Raw genomic sequence first — 19,491 nt, 5'->3', positions numbered from 1 at the left:
GTGCATGTAATCAACTATCAGTCTTTGTAGAGGCGCTTAACTTTACTTTCTAAGCTCTCGTTCTCAAGTACTAACTCAACTGGACGTTCAAGAATAATACCGCCTTCAACGTTGGAATCCGCGCTGATGTAAAGCACCGGGTAGTTTTTGTTATACTTTTGATTAGAGCGACCACTAAAATAAATGTCGCCTTTCACGAGACTTCCGTCTCTTAGTGTCACATTTCCGTTTGCAGTTACAATATCCTCTTCAACAATTACATCACTTATCGAAATGTTGCCGTTTACGGTTGATAACTCACCGCCAATTTGACCTTGTTCTTGTATCTTTATTTGGCCATTAACGGTACTCACATTTTGTTCTGCTACAAAGCCTTCGCCTATCTCAATTTGACCATTAACACCGTCCACCGAATCTACCTTAACATTGTCGCCTATAGAGATGCTGCCGTTTGTATTGCTTACACGCGCAGCAGTCACCTTGTCTTGTATAACAACACTGCCATTAACTGAACCTACGTCTTGTACTGTTCTTCCTGCACCGACTTTAACGCTCTTATTGGTCGACTTCACATCTGACGAATAAAGTGTAGTGTCAACATCCAAGTCTTTATTTTTTGCATTAACGTGAATAATGCAGCCGCTGAGTGTGAAGCTGATAAGGGTTATTCCTATAAACGAGTAAATAGGGCGACGAATCTGGTTAATCATGGCTAACTCCGTAATTGATGTGAGAATGTGTATTGTATTGGTCTTATTCATCATAAAACCTTATATTTTCCATTGCTTTGCATTCAATGTGCCAATTCTTAAAGTATTGTTTTTATTGATTTAATTAATTTTAATCTACATAAAGTATGGATAAAAAGTCATATTCCACTAAACATTAGTCAATTAAACCAACGGCGTTACACAGAATTGAAATTGCGATAAAGCTATTTGACTTAACTGCGTTATCAACACTAGTATAGCTATGTGTTTAACCTCGGTGTACGTATGAACATTATCCTTTTTGCTACACCTGTATTTTTTCTGTTAATTGCAGCTGAACTCATTGCGGAAAAAGTAAAAAAAACAGATTACTACCGTCTCAATGACGCTATTACTAGTCTCAGTATTGGTGGCTTAAGCCGTATTATGGGCGTCATGAAAAACCTTGTGCCTTTCACCATTTACATCTTACTTTATGAGCACTTTGCGTTGTTTGAACTCCAGCAATCGATTTGGGTTTGGCTTGCTGTATTCGTCATCTATGATTTTTTATATTATTGGAATCACCGATTTTGTCATGAAATGAGTTTCTTCTGGGCTGCACATGTGGTTCATCATTCCAGTGAAGACTATAATTTAACCACTGCCCTAAGACAATCATCCGGTAGTTTTTTCAATTTTATCTTTTTCCTACCGTTAGCATTTTTCGGTGTTGACCCGATTTTACTGGTTTCCGTCGCTTCTGTTAATTTAGTTTATCAATTTTGGGTTCATACTCGCCATGTTGGTAAGTTAGGATTCATTGAATGGTTTATGGTGACACCCTCTAACCACCGAGTTCATCACGCACAAAACCAGGTATATCTTGATCGCAACTATGGTGGTGTATTTATTATTTGGGATCGCTTGTTTGGTTCGTATCAAGGCGAATTAGACCATGAGAAACCGATTTATGGTGTGCGTAAAGCATTAAAAAGTTGGAACCCGTTTTACGCGAATATCCAAGTTTATAAGCAGCTTATACAAGACAGTTTATATACACAAAAATGGTCTGACAAATTCAAGGTTTGGTTTGGCAGAACGGGGTGGCGGCCAGATGATGTCAGTCAGAAATTCCCGCTTGCTCGAGTAGATTTGAGTCAATTTACAGCGTATCAAACAGAGATTTCGTTAATAACTAAAATCTACTGTTTGCTGCAATATGTGATTATTTCATTGCTCGCGCTTTATTTGTTGATCAATGCAAATATGTTAAGTGTGAGTTATCAGTTAGGTATTTCCTTTGTTGTGATTGTGTCGAGTATTAATGTAGCTTGGATCATGGAGAATCAACGGATCGCTATTTGGCTCGAATGGCTAAAATTATTAGTCTCAGCAGTGTTCTTATTTAACGCAGATTTTGGCGCCTATGCGAGTGTTGCCTACATACCAATTTTGGTATCGCTGATACTCCTGGTCCAATTGTATTATCAGCGCAAAACCCAGCTTATAGATAATAGTGAATTAAACACCTTCAAAAATTGAAGGATGACCTCTTTTAGGTCTTAAATAACGTGGCATTCTAAGATGAAGCGCATGCAATTTCTATTCAAAACACTGAGCTTTCCTTTTGTCGTCGTCGGCAAAATTCTGGTCGTGCTATTTGGCAAAGTTGATTGGTCGATGCCGTCATTACTATCCCAGAACTTTCAGGTGAGTTTGAGTCCCATGATGAAGATGACAATAATCGAGAAGGTCAAAGTAACAAGATCTTAGTGCCAGCACTTTATATCGAGTTTGCCTACACAAGCAATGACTGGCCAGCAGGCCAAGAATATGAAGTCAGTTTTGCACCAGAAGTGTTCGAGAGCAAAGACAAATTAACCGATGATAAATTTAGTTTCATCACCAGGCCATTGAAAGGCAGGATTGAAATGAGTGAATTTGGATTAAGTGTTAAAGACAAGCTAAAGCAAGTTTATGTCGAGCTTGTATTTGAAAAGACCAGCGCTTGGCATTTTTAACGCGAGGTATCGGACACGTTCAAGTCAGTATAGGCAGAGTCATTGACGACGAACTATATCATTCGGTGTCACAAACACAGGGTGATATTAGCAAGTCTAGTTTTTATAACTGGCGCTTTAATGAAACCAACCTAGCTCAATTTAATACTCAACTTATCAGTGTCAATAACCTCGAGGGCACCTGTTGCTGGTGCTCAGATTGAATTGATTGCCAAAAACGGTACCAAACTGTTCAGTCAGATCACCGATAAACTGGGTCATGTTACTCTCCCCTCAGCAAAGGGCTATGAGCGCGAACAGCAGCCGGTTGTTTACGTTGTAAAACAAAAAGGCGATGTGTCGTTTATTCCTTATAATCGTTATACTCGGCAAATAAATTACTCGCGTTTTAATGTTGGCGGCGAATATGCTTATTCTGCTGATAAGGAGCGTGTAAATGCTTATATGTTCACTGATCGCCGTATTTATCGTCCCGGTGAAACAGTTAATATTGGTATAATTGTAGAGGGCAAAAATCTGCAGAACTTAGGTAATATCCCACTTGAACTAGTGGTTGGAGATGCTCAGTATACAGAAATTTATGTTGAAAAAATCAAACTTGCCCATTTTGGATTTATGGATGCCTCCTTCAAGTGGTTTACTAGCGACACTAAGATTCCAGAAGGAATAGAAGGTAATGCCTACGTGAATGTTGCTTTTGTTCGTGATATTGCTTCAAAAGAAATATTTACCAGTCCATTGAGTTACACAGTAGTGCCTTTCTCTATTAATCGTTCAAAGCGGGTGTTGGATCTAGACCTTACAATTGAAAATATTGTACAGCCGGGTCAACCAATGGCGGTTGATTTGGATGTATCTGAGGATGCTAAAGTCGCCGTGTTCGCCCTTGATTTAGGCATTTTACAAGTTGCTAGTTACCGCACACCCGATCCGCTGGCGTACTTCTTAAAGAAATGGGCGTTAAGTGCACGCACTAAGCAGATATTAGATTTGATTTTGCCTGTCTTTGCGTTAAGCCAAATGCTTTCAGCCGCAGGTGGTGATATGTTTGCTGACGCGATGATGAGTGAAGAGGAGATGGTGACAGGTAGGCGAATTAAACGCTCCCAAAACCTGTTTGAACGCAAAGTACAAAACCCTGCCGTATTTTGGTCAGGCGTAGTAATAGCGAAAAAAGGCCGCAACACCTACACCTTCGACGTGCCAAATGATTTTGCCGGTGGCTTAAGAGTAATGGCGATTGCGGTGGGTGAACAAACAATGGGACGTGCGCAACAAAATACAATCGTCAGAGGGCCTTTTGTATTAACACCTAATGTACTTAATCATGCGGCTCCGGTGATGAATTTGATATCACCCTAAATGTTGCGAATGTTGTTAAGGATTCCTTTAATAACGCTGCGTTTGAAATACAAGTAAGTACTAGCGAATATATTAGTATTGTTGAGTCAAACCAATTAGTAAAAGCGTCGGCGAGTCCCTTAGTGATAGCCGAGGGTTTGAGTGCCTATTTAGCGAAATATCCGCATGGTTGTACCGAACAGATCGTCAGTCAGGTATTCCCATTAGTGGGCTTATCTAACTTAGCCAAATACGCGCCTGAGAATGAGACGGTAGCTTTGCAGTTTGCTCAAGCTATTAGCAAACTGCGGCAACGACAGAGTTATGTCAGTGGCCTTGGTTATTTGGACGACACCGCTGCCAACTTTGTTAGGTCAAGTACCAATAATAGTTCAGCTAGCTTGAGTTTGCTGACTTTAAGAAAACACGCACAGGGCATTTATTTGCTGACCCACAGTGGCGTGGTGACATCTAATCTACTAATTGATTTAGCTTTTCGTTTTAACGTGTTTTTTGTCATTTGCCTTGCCCTGTTTACAGGTGCGCTTATGTATTTGTTATTACCTAAGCCGAACCTCGTTAATTACCCAAGTTACTCGGTCGCCATTTTTGACCGCAACGATTAGTTGCTGCGCATCTCCTTAGCCCACGACGACAAATATCGCCTATACACTCCTATCGACGACATTGCCGAGCACTTGCAACGTGCAACCATACTGTATGAGGATCAAAACTACTATGCACACTCAGGCGTTGACTACCTCGCACTGCTACCCGCATTTTGGCAAACCTATGTGCTCCAAGAACGGCGTATCGGCGCCTCAACTATCGTTATGCAAGTGGCTAGGTTACGCTGGAATATTCTTTCTTGGATTGGCTATTGATGTGGAGCTTATTCATCCGATAACAATGCTAAAAGATTTACCAAAGAAGTACGCGGGTTTTGTACCGGAAAACTTTGGCAAAGGTTTTGTTGGTCCTATTTCTGCTCAAGATGCGATGATTGTTAATATAGTAAAGCATAAAAACGCAGTAAGTACTTACTGGGTGAGTGCTGAAGAAGTCAAAAGGAACGCATCTGATAAACACAATCTAGTAAGACCAGAGGCTGCCTTTTTAGTTTTCGACATGTTGACTAAAAATCCAAAGCCCGATTCGCCAGCTATGGGTGGACAATAGTACTGGCTTGCGGCGCTGCGACCAAAACACAGCAATGGCAAAACAGAAGATATATGCTTTCTGGCCTACAGAATTCCAATCGCTTTTTGCACAAGCCGGTGTGCATATTGAAAAGCCACCCCGATTTATGCCCAACTGTGGGTTTGATGACATTGTCGCCGAGGGCAATAAACCACAGATTATTTCACCACAATCTCTGCTTAATTAGGTTGTTGAGAGCAGCTTACAGAGCATCGTATCGATTCCACTGCAAGCGAATGCTGATGCGCAGGCGAGTTATCTATGTTGGTTTGCCAATGGGCAGTTTATTGGTAATAACGATTTATCCGATATGTCTAATCACACCCCTTTGATATGGCAGGCTAAAACGGGTGACTACGAGGTTCAAGTTAGTGATGACCTTGGCAGAAGTTCATCAATTTCAGTTCAAGTGCAGGCTGTAAAGTAAGGAGTTAAAAGTAAGGAGTTAACAATAAGTGCCGAAGTTTGCTCTTTCGCGCACTGGTTTTACGTCTCGATATCGATTAACCTTAATATCGGTAAATAACCCGTAGGCGGAATGCTTACAGCCTGTTTATTTTTATTATAAATCAATCCATCTCAACCGGTATTAGATGTTAATTTACATTTAAAACAAAACAATAAGAAAATCATTATGACATTAACTAAATCAAAGGGCCTTTCGGCTATCTTACTCTCATTGGCAATGGTCATTCCTCTTTCAGTTCAAGCGACAGTTGTGGAAGTGCGTACGGTACTAGGTAACTTCGAAGTCAATTTATTTGACGAAACTACACCTAAAACGGTAGAGAACTTTCTAAGTTACGTCAATTCAGGCGAGTATGCGAATGGCGTTGTACACCGAACGCAAGCTAATTTTGTGATGCAAGCGGGCGGTTTTACTTATAACAATGTGTTTCCTCCAACCGCCATTCAAACCGGCGCCGCCGTTGTGAATGAACCTGTACTGTCGAACGTTCGTGGCACAATTGCGATGGCAAAAGTGGGTGGAAATGTAAATAGTGCAACGTCCCAGTGGTTTATTAATGTGAGCAATAATGCTGCAAATCTTGACGTACAAAATGGTGGTTTTACCGTATTTGGACAAGTTTTAGGGAATGGAATGGAGATTGTTGATGCAATTGCAAATACCCCCAACTTTGATTATGGCGCTCCGTTTACGACCATTCCTTTGCGAGAATTTACATCGGCTGACAAGTCGGCTGGTATAGTGCCAACCGACAGTAATTTAGTCATGATAACCGACATAGTATCTACCAATACCGCAGTGGTTACTAACCCAAGCTTAAATCCCGCGCCCAATACATTGTTAGCTGCTAGCAACGAAAACGCCAGTAATGATTCTGATTCAGGCGGTTCTATGGGTACCTTGCTAGTTTTGCTTTTAGCAGCAACTGCATTCAGACGTCGTCTACATAAAGTCTAAATTTATAAACGGGAACATCAAGTAAGTGGCTTGACTTATTAATTGTGTGTAACAGTCGAGCTGAAAGGTATAAGAAAGTATAAGAAAGACAGGCTTGTCAGTCCGATTCAGCGCTTACGTAGGTATATAAATCAATAGCTAAGTATGTCAGCAGATCGGGCTGAATGTCGCAATTTTAAAAGGCGTCTGATAATCTTTAGGCCTTATTAGTTTGCTGTAGTCGATATAATATGAAGTCATTCTCTAGTGGCGATGTTGCAAAAATTTGTGATGTTAACCCACGAACAGTAATTCGCTGGATAGAAGCGAAAAAATTAAAGGCATTTAAGTTGCCAGGTCGCGGTAACAATCGTGTTAAGCACAGCGACTTGCTCGATTTTTTAGTGCAAAATCAAATCCCAGTGCCGTCTGAATTGATTGTTGAAAAAGAGAAATCTTGTTTTATCGTTTCAGTTGAAAAGCAGCTTGTTAAGAATGTACAGCGGATTGCTAGAAATGCCGGTTTTGTGACACAAGTCTACCAACACGGTATTGAGTCGGGCGTTGAAATCGCGCAGCACAAACCCTCTCTAATTATGATTGATAGTCAAACCTCTCGCGTGGACATTCCTGCGTTGACTAAAGTAATCGAATCAAAGTTAGAATATAAGCCTCACATCATTGTTTTTGATGAATTTAGTGACCACCGATTATCTGCAGACCACGATGCAAAGGTGTTTAAATTAGCCAAGCCACTTGATAACTATGCACTTGCAATGGTCCTAGACTCTATAATAGAGACAGAACAAGAGGCGTATGCGTGAAAAAAATGCGCCTAAGACTTATTCTCTTATACAGTTAACCTTTGGGGTTGTTCTTCAACACTTCGCTAACAGACTGGCTGCCAAATGGGGGCCGGTTTTTCAACGTCGTCACAAGAGTCTGGCATTAAATTAGCGTTTATGACGGCAACAAATTCTTGTATGTGCGGAAAGATCACCAGAAGGTAAGTATGATTTAGCATACATGTTTCTATACCATTATGTGTTCTATCATCGATAGCTTCCTTGCGTAATGCAACTTCTTTCGCTACTACTATTATTCCTCGCGTAAATTTAGCAAAAATGGATGTTGCCATTACAGCTACCTTTATGGAATTGTTCCGCCTACAAAATTTTAGTCCTTTTGTAAGACCAGAAGGTGTAGAGTGGGACGGCATTAAAGATTTAGAAATATCAGGTCATCTTGCACTGCGAATGCAAGTCAACTAAGTAGAGTCGTTTATGCGTTTATCATTGAAGGGTAAAACCATATTAGGTACTGCGCTAATTCAAGGTACATTGCTGCTTATATTGGTTTTCATAGTCACCAAATTTATGGCCGATATTGCAAATGAAAACCTCATCAAACGCGCGGAAATAACGGCAAAACTTTTTGCAACCACGGTAAAAAATAGTGTTTTGTCGTATGATATCGCTTCACTTGACTCCATTGTGACTGAAGTAATCAATAATCCAGATATTGTTTACGCTCGTGTTGTTAACGAGTCTGGCGGTGAGGTTGCCAAAGCGGGAAGAATTCGCGCCCTGACTCGAACTTTTAAAGCGGACATTAACGTATCTGATGTCGACGACGGCGTTTTTGATGCTACTTCACAAATAATACAGGACACAGTCGTATACGGACATGTTGAGATTGGTATTAGTACGACTCAAGTGCAACGTTCTATTGCTTCTATTACTCGATTAACTGCGGGGATCGCGTTGTTCGAAATGCTATTGGTGGCATTATTTTCCTTATTTTTAGGCAGTTATTTAACCACACAACTTAGCGTATTGCGTAACAGTGCTAGAAACATCACAAAGGCCATAGACTCAGGTAAGTTTGACCTCGCTAGAGTCCCTGAAGATTCCCTCGATGAGCTTGCCGAAGTAGCAAGTGCCTTTAACTCGCTGGTTGAAAATTTAGAAGTAGAGCATCAAGGTACGCAATCATTTCAAGATGCATTACAGAGGTTAAATCGTGCATTAGAAGACAAAGTGGCGAAACGTACCGAACAAATCGAATTGCAAAACCGTGAGTTAAAACAAATTAATAACGATCTAAAATTAGCTCAACAACAGTTATTGCAAGCCGAAAAAATGGCATCAGTTGGACAGTTAGCTGCGGGTCTAGCTCACGAAATTAATAATCCGATAGGCTTTATTAATAGTAATGTCAGTTGCCTAAGAAATTACATCGATGTGTATATCCAAATATGTAATCGCACAAAAGTCCTATTGGCATTGTCGAGCGAGTCTGCAAGTTACCATGAAGATCAGGCGAGACTCATTAAGGACATGGCAAGTTACCTTAAAGACCAAGATATTGATTTTATCAATGACGACGTAAAGGACTTACTCAAGGATACCGACGATGGTTTAAAACGTGTTATTGAAATAGTAAAAAACATGAAAATGTTCTCACGAGCAGACAGCGACACCATGCAATTGGTCGACGTTAATCAATGTATTTTGACCACGGCTAAAATGGTCAAGTCTAAGGTTGAGCAAAATGCCGAACTCATCTTAGATTTGCACGACGTGCCGCAAACACTCTTAAATGTCGGCAAGATAAACCAAGTGTTAACAAACTTGGTGATGAATGCGGGGCAGGCTATTGAGTCAAATGGTAAGGTGACGATAAGGTCTGAATTCGTAGATGAACAAATTAAAATTCAAGTTATAGACACTGGTTCAGGAATGGATGAGCAAACGCTCAAAAGTATTTTTAATCCATTTTTTACAACCAAACCAGAGGGAGAAGGCACAGGGCTGGGTCTATCAATTTCATTTGATATTATGCAAGAACATGGAGGGTTTATTGACGTGAGCAGTCATATGGGTAGAGGCACTACATTTACCCTCATATTACCGATTAAAGATACTGTTGAGAGTAAAGTTAACTATGTCAGATATTAAAAACGAGTTATCAAAGAGCCCCATATTTAGAGTTCTATTTATTGATGATGAAGCGAATATATTACGAACCATGAAACGTATTTTTCATGGTAAGCCATTCAAACTTGTATTAGCCGATAATGCGCAAAAAGCCTTCGAATTCATGCAAACTAATACCGTTCATGTGGTTGTTTCTGATATGAGAATGCCAGGAATGAGTGGGTCTGAATTCTTAGCCAAAGTGGCAAAGGACTTTCCGCAAACGTATCGCATAGTGTTGTCTGGATTCGCAGATTTAGAATCCACGCTTGAAGTCATTAATAAAGGTCAAGTACATCGATTTTTACAGAAGCCATGGAATAATGAAGAGCTTATTAAGGCTGTTGAGAATGGCATTACGCAGTACCGTCTAGTATCTAAAGATAAACAGCTATCGAAATTAGCAATATTACAAAATAAACAATTAAATGAGATCAATGGTACCTTAGAAGATCAGGTTGAACAGCGCACCAAACAATTGAAGATTGCATTAAATGCATCTGAAAGAAGCATCTTGGCTTTAAAAAAAGCCGTCTACAACCTGTTAATTATTAATCCTTACTTTAGTGGTGCTTTCGCCAAATCGGTAAGTAAAGCTGCTGTTGATATTGCTCAAGAAATGGGTGTAGAAAAAAAAGTAGTTGAAGCGATTAGTTTCGCAGGCTTTATCTGTGAAATTGGTATGGTTGGATTGGACTCAAAGGTTGTAACAACGCCTTTCAATAAGCTAACACCTGCGCAGCAAGACGCTTTTTTCACTCAATCATCGAAGGCCCAACTTATATTGAGTCCAGCTACGCAATTGCAAAATGTGACCGATATCATAATGCATCAATTTGAATATGTAAGCGGTCGCGGTTTTCCAAATAATGTTGCTGGAGCGGATATTCCAATAGGCGCTAAAATATTGTCGGTTGCAAGGGATTATATGCGTTACCGTACAGGCAAAATCGATGGGATCGAACACAGTGTTGTGGATTCGCTTGATAAATTAGCAAATTATAGTGGTCTGCAATACGACGGTAGCGTTATAAATGTACTAAAGAAGCAGCAATTAGCCGCAAGCGAAGATAGGTTTGATATTGGGCGGCGTTCGCATCAGATCCAGCCGGGTATGGTATTAGGTGAATCGTTATTTAACGAAAATGACATTCTGATCTTGCCGCAAGGTCACATCTTTGATGAAGACTCGATTGCCAAAATTAAAGCGCTGGAGAAACGTTTTAAGATGACATTGTCTATTTTGATTTGAGACCAAGCCAACTTAATAATCCAAGATTTAACAATGACCAGACAAGGCCGATGGCTCACGAAGCCAGCAGGCCCTTATACACGTTATTGGCTTTTTCAAATGCGCTTTGTTTCTCTAGTAATCTCGCCAATAACCGGCCATCCTCGGGATTGCTGGCAAGTTCGAGGGCTTTCCTGACGGCTTTTTCGGCAAGTTCAATATCGCCGCTATTGTAAGCCAAATGTGCTAGCACTGAATACAACTGTGCGTTGTCCATATCGACTTTTATCCAACTTTCTATCAAGCGCATTGCTTGGTGTGGTGAGGGATGTTTAAGTTGCTTGAACAAACCATGGAACGCAGGGTTTCTGGTTTTCTTAGCAAGCTCAACCAAAATAGATTCAGCGTCTTTTGATAAGCCTTGATCGATAAGTAACTGCACGTACACAATTTGATTAGCAATGTCTTTTTTCGCTGCGCGAGGCAACGAAGCCCATTTATCTTTAAGCGCATTGGCCCCTTGCTTACTGGCTATTTCGGCAAATTCACCTTGAACTACTTGTTGCGCCCATTGCACATAGTCATCTCCTAACACTTTTTTATGCGCACTGAGTTTGTCTTTTACCAATGCCCATTTACCCAGTGCTGACAGGGTCGCCAGCCATAACCTGACGACAACAGCTTGTTGTTGAGCCTTGGCATCAATACTTTCTAATACCAGTTCAGCCTGTTGAAATTGATGTTGCTGTATCAACCAAGCGGCGTGTTGTGTTTTTGCCGATGCTTCTGATTCAGGAAAGGTTTCCGCTATGCCCAAGAGGTTTTCAAGGTTATTACCATTATTAATACGCCTATCAATATCCGCAGCCAACATATAGTTAGCACCATCGAATTCGCCGGGGAACGTTTTATTGATGTACTTCTGCGCACTTTCATAGTCACCAATGGCACAAGCATTAATAGCATTAAAAAAGGCTTTACTTTGTTTTCTTTTCGACAAAACGCCAAACCAATTTCGCGAGCCAGAAATCATTCTAAAAATACGCTTGGTTGCCCACCATAAAACAAGCACAACAATTAAACCAATGAGCATGCTAATGACTGCGCTGACAACCGTCATTTGAATACGCCATTCACCCATCGCAATAAAGATACGACCCTTTTCACCTATGGCAGCATGACCAAACAACAATCCGCCAAAAAACAAGATGAGTAGAAAAAAGTAGAGTAGTAGTTTTCTCATAATGCACCTGTGTCAGTGTTATTCTTGAAAACACTTTTAACTCGTTGGTCAATAATGTCTTTCAAGGCATCGGCTGACTGTAGCTGACGTGGGTAGTCTTTGGCGATATCCGTATTTTGAAGTTGTTGTAAGGCATCTGCAAACTGCTTTACGTTGTTATCGTCCAGTTGAAAATGCTCGACTAAAAGCGCTGTCGCTTGTTGTAAGGCATTTAAATATAAGGTTTCTTGTTCGTCTAATGCAGCACTTTTGGATTGCGATAATGCGAGTTTTAGTTGCTCCGTAATTAACCATCGCTGCTTTGTAGAAAGGTAGGGAAGAACTGGTTTATCGCTGGTTTCTATTTGAATAAAATCGTCAACCAATGAATTCCATGTTTTGCTGATATTAACACGCCAATCACTGATGCTTTCACTAAGTTCATTTTCTGCTTTATTGTCCTCAATTTCAGGGATCTTAAGCGCATTCAATGGTAAGTTATTAACTTGGGGAATCATCCCAGACAGTGCCAAGGCGACTGAATTGATTGATACAGGGTTTATTTGGTGTAGCGCTTGAATGTCCTCAGCAATGAGTTTACGCACTGGAAACAAAGACGGGTCGCCAATATCTTCGAGCCGCGAATCAGCGGCTTGCAGCATCAACATGGCAGTACTTACATCATTTTCTAACCATAATTTACGCCCTGCTATACGCACCAAATAGTCAGCTTCTGCCAATAGCCAATCCGCTGGACGTCTACCTGACAGGTCTGCAATGCGTGATTTTAAGACTTGGTTTTCATCTACATTTTGTAATATCTGTTGTAGCAAGCTATCCATGTTTTTATTCAGAACTTGGTTTTGCTCACTTAAGCCTTCATTAATGCTAACTAATTCGGCGTCGTATTTTGCAACAGAGGCATCTATTTTTGCTATGGAAGAATCCATGCTCAACAATTCTGCCTCTATTTTTGCGCCGATGTCAGAATCATTTGTTTGATTTTGCTGCCACTGATATCCAGTCCAGGCTGCTGCTGCGCAAATACCGATAATTAACAAAAAGTTGACTATACTGAACAGCCAGAGTCCGCCCGTTTTGACTTTTTTAGGCGCGGCTTTGGCGTCGGGATCAGACTCAATAATAACGGCATCTTCTACCACGTTGTCTGGGTTTTTTAATGTGGTGTCAGAATGGGGCGACTCTTTGTCACTCATGTTGTGATCCTTTAACTTGATTAGCGGCAGCGATGAGATGGCTGTCGGTAGCACCATTACTGGTGAAAATGTTATTCGCGCCTAATGCGCTAAGATGTTGCTTTACTCTTTTACTAACTACTATCCACTGACACTTATTCAGCCATTCAGCTTCAAAATAATTGTAAGCCGCATCAATAATTTCTGTACTCGTAGCAATAATACATTGAATAGTTGCAGCCTCAAAGTGATCAGTATAATACGGCTCTTTTAGTAGAAGGCGTTCATACAAGTCAAACTCTTTAACCGCAAACCCATTGGCACTTAGTGTATTGTTAATTAGGTTCCGGCCGCCCTTACCTTTAAGTATAGCAACATTAGCGTGTTTCAGTTTTAGGTGTGAAATGCAGGCCAAGATGCCTTCTGAATTTGATGGTTGTGCTTGTATAACTCGCTCATGTTGGCTAGATAATTTTTTGGCTGTGCTAGCACCAACTGCAATAAAGAGTAAATTTGAAGCTTGCCTATTTTGCTCTGTATGTGGACGATCTACGCCTTGGATATGCGCAATAGTATCAATATATAGGTCGGCAGCGACAGTGCTTGTAACCACAATAAGGTCTGGGTTGAATGCATATAGGCTAGGTAGCAGGGTAAGCACATCTGGTTGCGCGATGGTATCAATTAGGCCGCAACCAAGCGCACTTAATCCAGCTTCATGAAAGCACACAACTGAATCAGCTAGTTTTGCTTTTGGACGCAGTATCAAATACATGTTTTGCTATTGCCTCTGAGTTTGTTTAATCGTTATATAAGGAATCCAAAATAGACCGAGCGCCTTTGGTTAGCAATTCATTTGCCACTGCTTCACCAATTTTTTCTGCATCGCTTAACGGTCCTTCGGCTTGCGATTTCAACATTGTTTTACCATCAGGCGTACCAACCAGTCCGCGCAATAACAACGAGTGGCCATTGATAACGGCGTAACTACCAATAGGGACCTGGCAACCGCCTTCTAGTCTTGCGTTCATTGCGCGCTCCGCTTTAACGCGTGTTGCGGTAACATCATGGTTAAGTGCGGCTAACAATGCGATGAGTTCTGCATCGTCATTGCGACACTCAATACCAACTGCACCTTGGCCAACAGCCGGTAAGCTAATGTCAGCATTAATTTCTTGCTGTATGCGATCGCGCATACCCAAACGTATTAATCCTGCTGAAGCTAATATAATAGCGTCATATTGACCCGCATCCAACTTCGCTAATCGAGTATTGACATTGCCACGTAAATCTTTAATAACAAGGTCGCCACGAAATGCGCGTAACTGGCATTGCCTGCGTAAGCTAGATGTACCGACAACCGCACCCTGAGGAAGTGCTTCGATTGACTCAAACGTATTTGAAACAAATGCATCAAAGGGATTCTCACGTTCACAAATGGCATGCAGGCCAAAACCGTCGGGGAAGGCAACGGGTAGGTCTTTCATGGAGTGAACGGCAATATCAGCCTGACCATTTTGCATGGCAATTTCTAGCTCTTTAATAAATAAACCTTTACCACCAATTTTTGCTAAGGGTGTATCTAAAATTCGGTCGCCTTTGGTTGACATAGGCAGCAACTCAACTGTTATCTCTGGGTGATGCTCGAGCAATGCTGCTTGCACATACCTCGCCTGCCACATAGCAAGGTCACTTTTTCTAGTGGCAATTCGAATAACGCGTTGTGAAGATTTGTTAGTGCTCATATCACCCATCTGTTGTGTTGTTTTAAGCAAGTTGTGCTTGAATAAATGTAGAAATGTCAGCAATTTCAGGCATACATACGTTATGTTGCATCGTGTATTCTTTCCACTCAACATTGTAGCCATTTTCTTTCATTACTTGAAACGCTGAATTACCTAAAAATAAAGGAACAACTTCATCTTGTTGGCCGTGTGCAAAAAATACCGCCGTATTTTGATTCTCCACAGATTTCTCTGCAAGCAAACTTTGTGGTGCACACATGTAAGTGCTTAACGCTACAATGCCTGCTATGGGTTGTGTAAATCGGGCGCCTAAATGTAATGCAATCACGCCACCTTGTGAAAAGCCAATGAGCATTATTTTTTTCGAATCAATGCCCGATGCTATTTCAGCACGAATAAGCTGCTCAATGCGTTGCGATGAATCAATAACACCGTCGAGATCTGCCCGCGACTCCATGTCCATAGACTTAATGTCATACCATGCGCGCATTTCCATGCCGTTATTAATGGTAACTGGACGAATGGGCGCGTGAGGAAAAATAAATTTGACACCCAATTGGTCGGGTAACTTGAGTTCAGGCGCGATAGGTGCAAATCCATTACCTGAATCACCTAAGCCGTGTAGCCAAATAATAGTGGCTTTGTGCTCGCCTTTTGGCTGAATTTCAACGCCAGATAATAATTCTTGAGTCATTATTCTATCCTTGTAGGTTGAGCTTTACAGGTTGGCCGGCTTGTTTGCTGATTGCTTCATCGAAAAATGCAAAAAATTCGACGCCAGTGCGCTCATCTATCCATAAGTTATTGGTGTAATTGAAATGATGGCCGTTAAATTTTGTCGCCACCCAAAGCTGCTGCAATGGCGGCTGTTTGTTCAAAATGATCTTAGTATGATTAAGCATGGTTAAGGTCATAATCCCACCAGCACCTTCATAGTCGATGTCCACTTCACATACGTCTAAGGCCTCTTCAATTGAAATAAACAGAGTGTCTATTAATTCATGGTAATCAGCATCTTTCATCTTTTGTTTTCCAATTTGCGCACTTTGCTTTTGCTTATGCTACCATTGTTGAATATCGTAGCACTATCAATTAACAAAAATTCCTATATATGTCCAAAAGTACTTCTGTTTACATACCTCAAGAATCTGCTCAACAGTTAGGTAACCTATTTATTGTTGCGGCACCATCCGGAGCGGGGAAGTCTACATTAATTAAAGAGGTTTTGAACAAGCCGACCCACACACAAGCTATGCAATTGTCGGTATCACACACCACTAGGGCACCTAGAAAGGGCGAGCAAAACGGGGTTGAATATCACTTCGTCGACCATGCAACGTTTACAGGCATGATTGAACAGGACGCTTTCTATGAATACGCTGAAGTGTTTGGTAATTACTATGGCACATCCAAATCCGCAATTAGCGATAAGCTTCAACAGGGTATTGACGTATTTTTAGATATTGATTGGCAAGGCGCGCGCCAAGTCAAGCTGCAAAATCCAACGGTTATTGGTATTTTTATTTTACCCCCTTCGATACAAACCTTACAAACTAGATTGTCAGGTCGTGGACAAGACTCCGACCAAGTCATTGCCAAACGGATGGCTGCGGCACAGTCAGAAATGTCACACTACAATGAATTTGATTTTGTCATTGTAAATGATAATTTGGCAGTCGCGCACAAGGAGTTTGAGGCCATCATTTCAGCTCAACGTCTGAGCTTAGAAAATCAACAGATCAGATATGATTCACTTTTTGCCAGCTTGTTAGCGCAAGGGTAGAGGAAATAGCCTTGAAGTAAACGAATTTACTATGCTTTAGTGATGTTATGCAGTATACTTCGCGACCATTTTTTGAAATACCTATTGATTTTATCGGAGCACAACATGGCACGTGTAACAGTTGAAGATGCTGTAAACCAAATTGGTAACAGATTCGATTTAGTATTAGTTGCAGCTCGCCGCGCGAGACAACTTGCTACAGAAGGTAAAGAGCCTCTTGTGGATGTCGGTAACGATAAGCCAACAGTAGTTGCTCTTCGTGAAATTGAGTTAGGTTTAGTGACTGCTAAAACAGTAGAACAATCTGACTTGCACGATCAGCGTGAACAAGAAGCTGCAGAGTTTGCTTCTGTCGCTAGCATTCTTTCAGATAGCTAGAAATCGGACGCTACGTTAAAATGCCTTCTAGGCTTAATAAACTGGCGCTTTAATTCCGTTATTTATCTGAAAATAAAAATATATTATAAAACGCCGATGAAAATCGGCGTTTTTGCGTTTGCAAACCGCGGAAATAACCGTATTCTAGCAATATTGACTCTTATTTTTTTTAATTAGTATCTGTGTATCTATTTGAAGGTTTAAAAACAAAGGTAAGTAAATACTTACCACAAGATCAAGTCGAGTATATTCAAGCGGCTTATGTGCTTGCGCGTGACGCTCACGACGGTCAATCGCGCAGTAGTGGTGATCCTTACATCACCCATCCAGTTGCTGTTGCCGGTATTCTTGCCGATATGGATCTCGACTATGAAACGTTAATGGCAGCATTACTGCATGATGTCATTGAAGATACACACTACAGCAAAGAAGATTTAAGTCTCGCTTTTGGTGAAACGGTTGCCGAATTAGTTGAAGGTGTGAGCAAGTTAGATAAGCTCAAATTTGGCAGCAAACAAGAAGCGCAGGCTGAGAACTTTCGTAAGATGTTAATGGCGATGGTACAAGATATTCGAGTTATCTTGATTAAGCTAGCTGACCGCACGCATAACATGCGAACACTGGGTTCATTACGCCCGGATAAACGCCGTCGTATTGCCTTGGAAACTCTCGAAATTTACTCACCCTTGGCACATCGTTTAGGCATTCACGATATAAAAAATGAGCTCGAAGATCTTGGTTTTCAAGCCATGTACCCTATGCGTCATCGGGCATTGCGCTCTGCGGTTAACCAGGCGCGTGGCAATCGTAAAGCGATAATCGAAAAGACCCAAAATGAACTGGTTCAACGTCTCAAATCATCTGGTATCAGTGGCACTGTGCTAGGCCGCGAAAAGCACCTCTATAGCATCTATCGAAAGATGAAAAACAAAGAACTGTCGTTTACCGAAGTCATGGATATTTATGCTTTTCGAGTGGTTGTAGAAAATGTAGATAATTGTTATCGCGTTTTAGGTGCTATGCATGGCATGTATAAACCGATCGAAAATCGTTTTAAAGACTATATCGCGATTCCGCGTACTAACGGTTACCAATCGTTGCATACGTCATTAATCGGACCGCATGGTATTCCGGTTGAAGTACAAATTCGTACTGCAGAAATGGACCATATGGCTGACAAAGGTGTCGCCGCGCATTGGCTATATAAAAAATCTGCTGATAAAGGCACGACCGCGCAACTTAGAGCAAATCAATGGATCCAGTCGTTAACTGAACTGCAACTGCGCTCTAGCACATCTGCTGAATTCATTGAGAGTGTGAAGTCTGATTTATTCCCTGAAGAAATTTATGTATTCACACCCAAAGGCACGATTGTTGAACTGCCGATGGGCGCGACTGCGGTTGATTTTGCTTACGCGGTGCATTCTGATGTGGGTAATACCTGTGTTGGTGCGAGGGTGGAGCGTCGAAACTATTCCTTGAGTAAGCCCTTGGAAAACGGTCAAAGTATCGAAATTATTACTTCGCCCAGAGCCAAGCCTAACGCAAACTGGTTAAACTTCGTAGTGAGTGCGCGTGCTCGTAGTAATATTCGTCACTTTCTCAAACGCCAACAATCTGAAGATGCGATAAGTATGGGTAACCGTTTACTGCGTCATGCTTTAGGCACCATTAAGTTAGATGAAATCTCTCCTGCTGATATTAATCGCGTAGTGGAAGAAACTAAGTGTGAAACGTTTGAGGATTTATTGACTAATATTGGTATGGGCAATGAATTAAGTGCAATTGTTGCCAGACGTTTAGTGGGTGAAAACCCTAGCCTTTCTGAGAAAAAATCGCATGTCGCAATACGGGGTACAGAAGGCTTGTTGGTGCATTTCTCACGTTGTTGTCATCCTATTCCAGGCGATGAAATAGTTGCTATTTTGTCACCGGGTCGTGGCATTGTTATTCATCAAACGGGTTGTACTAACATTCGTAAACTCAGTCGAGAAGAGCCACAGCGGGTATTGCCGATGGAGTGGGACGATGTGCCGCAAGGTGAGTTCAAAGCAGCCCTGCGTTTAGAACTCTTTAACCATCAGGGTACACTAGCAGCGCTGACGAGCACTATCGTGAGCTGCGACTCGAGTATTATTAATTTACAAACTGAAGAACGTGAAAATAGTATCTACGTCATCGATATTGAACTCACGACCAAAAATCGCGTTCATCTTGCCAAAATTATGCGTAAAATTCGTGCCCTACCTGAACTTCAAAAAGTATCACGGCACAGTCAATACAAACAAAAGTAACTCAT

Annotated in this window: 23 protein-coding genes; 15 read left to right on the top strand and 8 right to left on the bottom strand. The window is 41.3% G+C overall.

Annotation, left to right across the window (positions count from 1 at the left end):
• Positions 1-17: 17 nt before the first annotated feature.
• Positions 18-710, bottom strand: coding sequence for a DUF4097 family beta strand repeat-containing protein (locus G399_RS0104860; RefSeq protein WP_006008270.1), 693 nt, complete (start codon positions 708-710; stop codon positions 18-20).
• A gap of 285 nt (positions 711-995) precedes the next feature.
• Here G399_RS0104860 and G399_RS0104855 point away from each other — a divergent pair, with 285 nt between their 5' ends.
• From G399_RS0104855 to G399_RS0104810, 10 genes are all read left to right on the top strand, one after another.
• Entirely contained in the window at positions 996-2,234 is a 1,239-nt protein-coding gene (locus G399_RS0104855) for a sterol desaturase family protein (RefSeq protein ID WP_006008273.1), read from the top strand.
• 131 nt (positions 2,235-2,365) lie between these two features.
• A complete protein-coding gene (locus tag G399_RS0104850; protein WP_006008275.1) occupies positions 2,366-2,713 on the top strand; it encodes a hypothetical protein in 348 nt (115 codons plus the stop codon).
• Between the two features lie 159 nt (positions 2,714-2,872).
• Positions 2,873-4,075, top strand: coding sequence for an MG2 domain-containing protein (locus tag G399_RS0104840; RefSeq protein ID WP_081585699.1), 1,203 nt, complete (start codon positions 2,873-2,875; stop codon positions 4,073-4,075).
• A gap of 122 nt (positions 4,076-4,197) precedes the next feature.
• Positions 4,198-4,680 carry a hypothetical protein gene (locus G399_RS0104835; protein ID WP_026843473.1) on the top strand — a complete coding sequence of 161 codons (483 nt, stop codon included), beginning with the start codon at positions 4,198-4,200 and terminating at the stop codon, positions 4,678-4,680.
• Positions 4,681-4,938 (top strand): transglycosylase domain-containing protein, encoded by a 258-nt coding sequence (locus G399_RS0104830; RefSeq protein WP_026843472.1) that lies wholly within the window; start codon positions 4,681-4,683, stop codon positions 4,936-4,938. It abuts the gene before it with no gap.
• Positions 4,928-5,233 carry a hypothetical protein gene (locus tag G399_RS0104825; protein WP_026843471.1) on the top strand — a complete coding sequence of 102 codons (306 nt, stop codon included), beginning with the start codon at positions 4,928-4,930 and terminating at the stop codon, positions 5,231-5,233. The genes G399_RS0104830 and G399_RS0104825 overlap by 11 nt, the downstream gene beginning before the upstream one ends.
• 34 nt (positions 5,234-5,267) lie before the next feature.
• Positions 5,268-5,441, top strand: coding sequence for a hypothetical protein (locus G399_RS0104820; RefSeq protein ID WP_006008277.1), 174 nt, complete (start codon positions 5,268-5,270; stop codon positions 5,439-5,441).
• Positions 5,442-5,465: 24 nt separating this feature from the next.
• Positions 5,466-5,681 carry a hypothetical protein gene (locus tag G399_RS22915; RefSeq protein WP_148277331.1) on the top strand — a complete coding sequence of 72 codons (216 nt, stop codon included), beginning with the start codon at positions 5,466-5,468 and terminating at the stop codon, positions 5,679-5,681.
• A 207-nt stretch (positions 5,682-5,888) separates the two neighbouring features.
• On the top strand, positions 5,889-6,680 hold the full coding sequence (locus G399_RS0104815; protein WP_006008281.1) for a peptidylprolyl isomerase: 792 nt from the start codon (positions 5,889-5,891) through the stop codon (positions 6,678-6,680).
• 230 nt (positions 6,681-6,910) lie between these two features.
• A complete protein-coding gene (locus G399_RS0104810; protein WP_006008283.1) occupies positions 6,911-7,483 on the top strand; it encodes a helix-turn-helix domain-containing protein in 573 nt (190 codons plus the stop codon).
• A gap of 65 nt (positions 7,484-7,548) precedes the next feature.
• On the opposite strand, the gene G399_RS0104805 is transcribed toward G399_RS0104810, so the two are convergent.
• Positions 7,549-7,797 carry a hypothetical protein gene (locus G399_RS0104805; protein WP_026843469.1) on the bottom strand — a complete coding sequence of 83 codons (249 nt, stop codon included), beginning with the start codon at positions 7,795-7,797 and terminating at the stop codon, positions 7,549-7,551.
• Positions 7,798-7,942: 145 nt separating this feature from the next.
• On the opposite strand from G399_RS0104805, the gene G399_RS0104795 reads away from it, so the two are divergent.
• On the top strand, positions 7,943-9,619 hold the full coding sequence (locus G399_RS0104795) for a sensor histidine kinase (RefSeq protein WP_006008290.1): 1,677 nt from the start codon (positions 7,943-7,945) through the stop codon (positions 9,617-9,619).
• Positions 9,606-10,889, top strand: a complete 1,284-nt coding sequence (gene nosR / locus G399_RS0104790; RefSeq protein ID WP_006008292.1) for a response regulator c-di-GMP phosphodiesterase, NosR family — start codon at positions 9,606-9,608, stop codon at positions 10,887-10,889. The genes G399_RS0104795 and nosR overlap by 14 nt, the downstream gene beginning before the upstream one ends.
• Before the next feature lie 55 nt (positions 10,890-10,944).
• Here nosR and G399_RS0104785 read toward each other — a convergent pair whose 3' ends face one another.
• The 6 genes from G399_RS0104785 to cyaY are packed head-to-tail and all read right to left on the bottom strand — an operon-like array spanning position 10,945 to position 16,053.
• Positions 10,945-12,111 carry a heme biosynthesis HemY N-terminal domain-containing protein gene (locus tag G399_RS0104785; RefSeq protein ID WP_006008294.1) on the bottom strand — a complete coding sequence of 389 codons (1,167 nt, stop codon included), beginning with the start codon at positions 12,109-12,111 and terminating at the stop codon, positions 10,945-10,947.
• On the bottom strand, positions 12,108-13,307 hold the full coding sequence (locus G399_RS0104780) for a uroporphyrinogen-III C-methyltransferase (RefSeq protein WP_006008296.1): 1,200 nt from the start codon (positions 13,305-13,307) through the stop codon (positions 12,108-12,110). The genes G399_RS0104785 and G399_RS0104780 overlap by 4 nt, the downstream gene beginning before the upstream one ends.
• Entirely contained in the window at positions 13,300-14,061 is a 762-nt protein-coding gene (locus G399_RS0104775; protein ID WP_006008297.1) for a uroporphyrinogen-III synthase, read from the bottom strand. Before G399_RS0104775 ends, G399_RS0104780 begins: the two co-directional genes overlap by 8 nt.
• Before the next feature lie 25 nt (positions 14,062-14,086).
• Positions 14,087-15,031: a hydroxymethylbilane synthase gene (gene hemC, locus G399_RS0104770; protein ID WP_026843468.1), complete on the bottom strand. Its 945-nt coding sequence runs from the start codon at positions 15,029-15,031 to the stop codon at positions 14,087-14,089.
• A 22-nt stretch (positions 15,032-15,053) separates the two neighbouring features.
• Entirely contained in the window at positions 15,054-15,725 is a 672-nt protein-coding gene (locus G399_RS0104765) for an alpha/beta hydrolase (RefSeq protein ID WP_006008301.1), read from the bottom strand.
• 4 nt (positions 15,726-15,729) lie between these two features.
• Positions 15,730-16,053: an iron donor protein CyaY gene (cyaY, locus tag G399_RS0104760; RefSeq protein WP_006008303.1), complete on the bottom strand. Its 324-nt coding sequence runs from the start codon at positions 16,051-16,053 to the stop codon at positions 15,730-15,732.
• Positions 16,054-16,142: 89 nt separating this feature from the next.
• Here cyaY and gmk point away from each other — a divergent pair, with 89 nt between their 5' ends.
• The 3 genes from gmk to spoT all read left to right on the top strand — a co-directional run bounded on the left by gmk (position 16,143) and on the right by spoT (position 19,486).
• Positions 16,143-16,814, top strand: a complete 672-nt coding sequence (gene gmk, locus G399_RS0104755) for a guanylate kinase (RefSeq protein ID WP_006008305.1) — start codon at positions 16,143-16,145, stop codon at positions 16,812-16,814.
• A 105-nt stretch (positions 16,815-16,919) separates the two neighbouring features.
• Positions 16,920-17,192: a DNA-directed RNA polymerase subunit omega gene (gene rpoZ / locus G399_RS0104750; protein WP_006008307.1), complete on the top strand. Its 273-nt coding sequence runs from the start codon at positions 16,920-16,922 to the stop codon at positions 17,190-17,192.
• Between the two features lie 182 nt (positions 17,193-17,374).
• Entirely contained in the window at positions 17,375-19,486 is a 2,112-nt protein-coding gene (gene spoT, locus G399_RS0104745) for a bifunctional GTP diphosphokinase/guanosine-3',5'-bis pyrophosphate 3'-pyrophosphohydrolase (RefSeq protein ID WP_006008309.1), read from the top strand.
• The last annotated feature ends 5 nt before the right edge of the window (positions 19,487-19,491 follow it).

Origin of the sequence: Brumicola pallidula DSM 14239 = ACAM 615 (genome assembly GCF_000428905.1) — a bacterium.
GTDB lineage: Bacteria > Pseudomonadota > Gammaproteobacteria > Enterobacterales > Alteromonadaceae > Glaciecola > Glaciecola pallidula.
The sequence above is the reverse complement of the archived record's forward strand: the minus strand, read 5'-3'. Positions and strand labels throughout refer to the sequence as shown.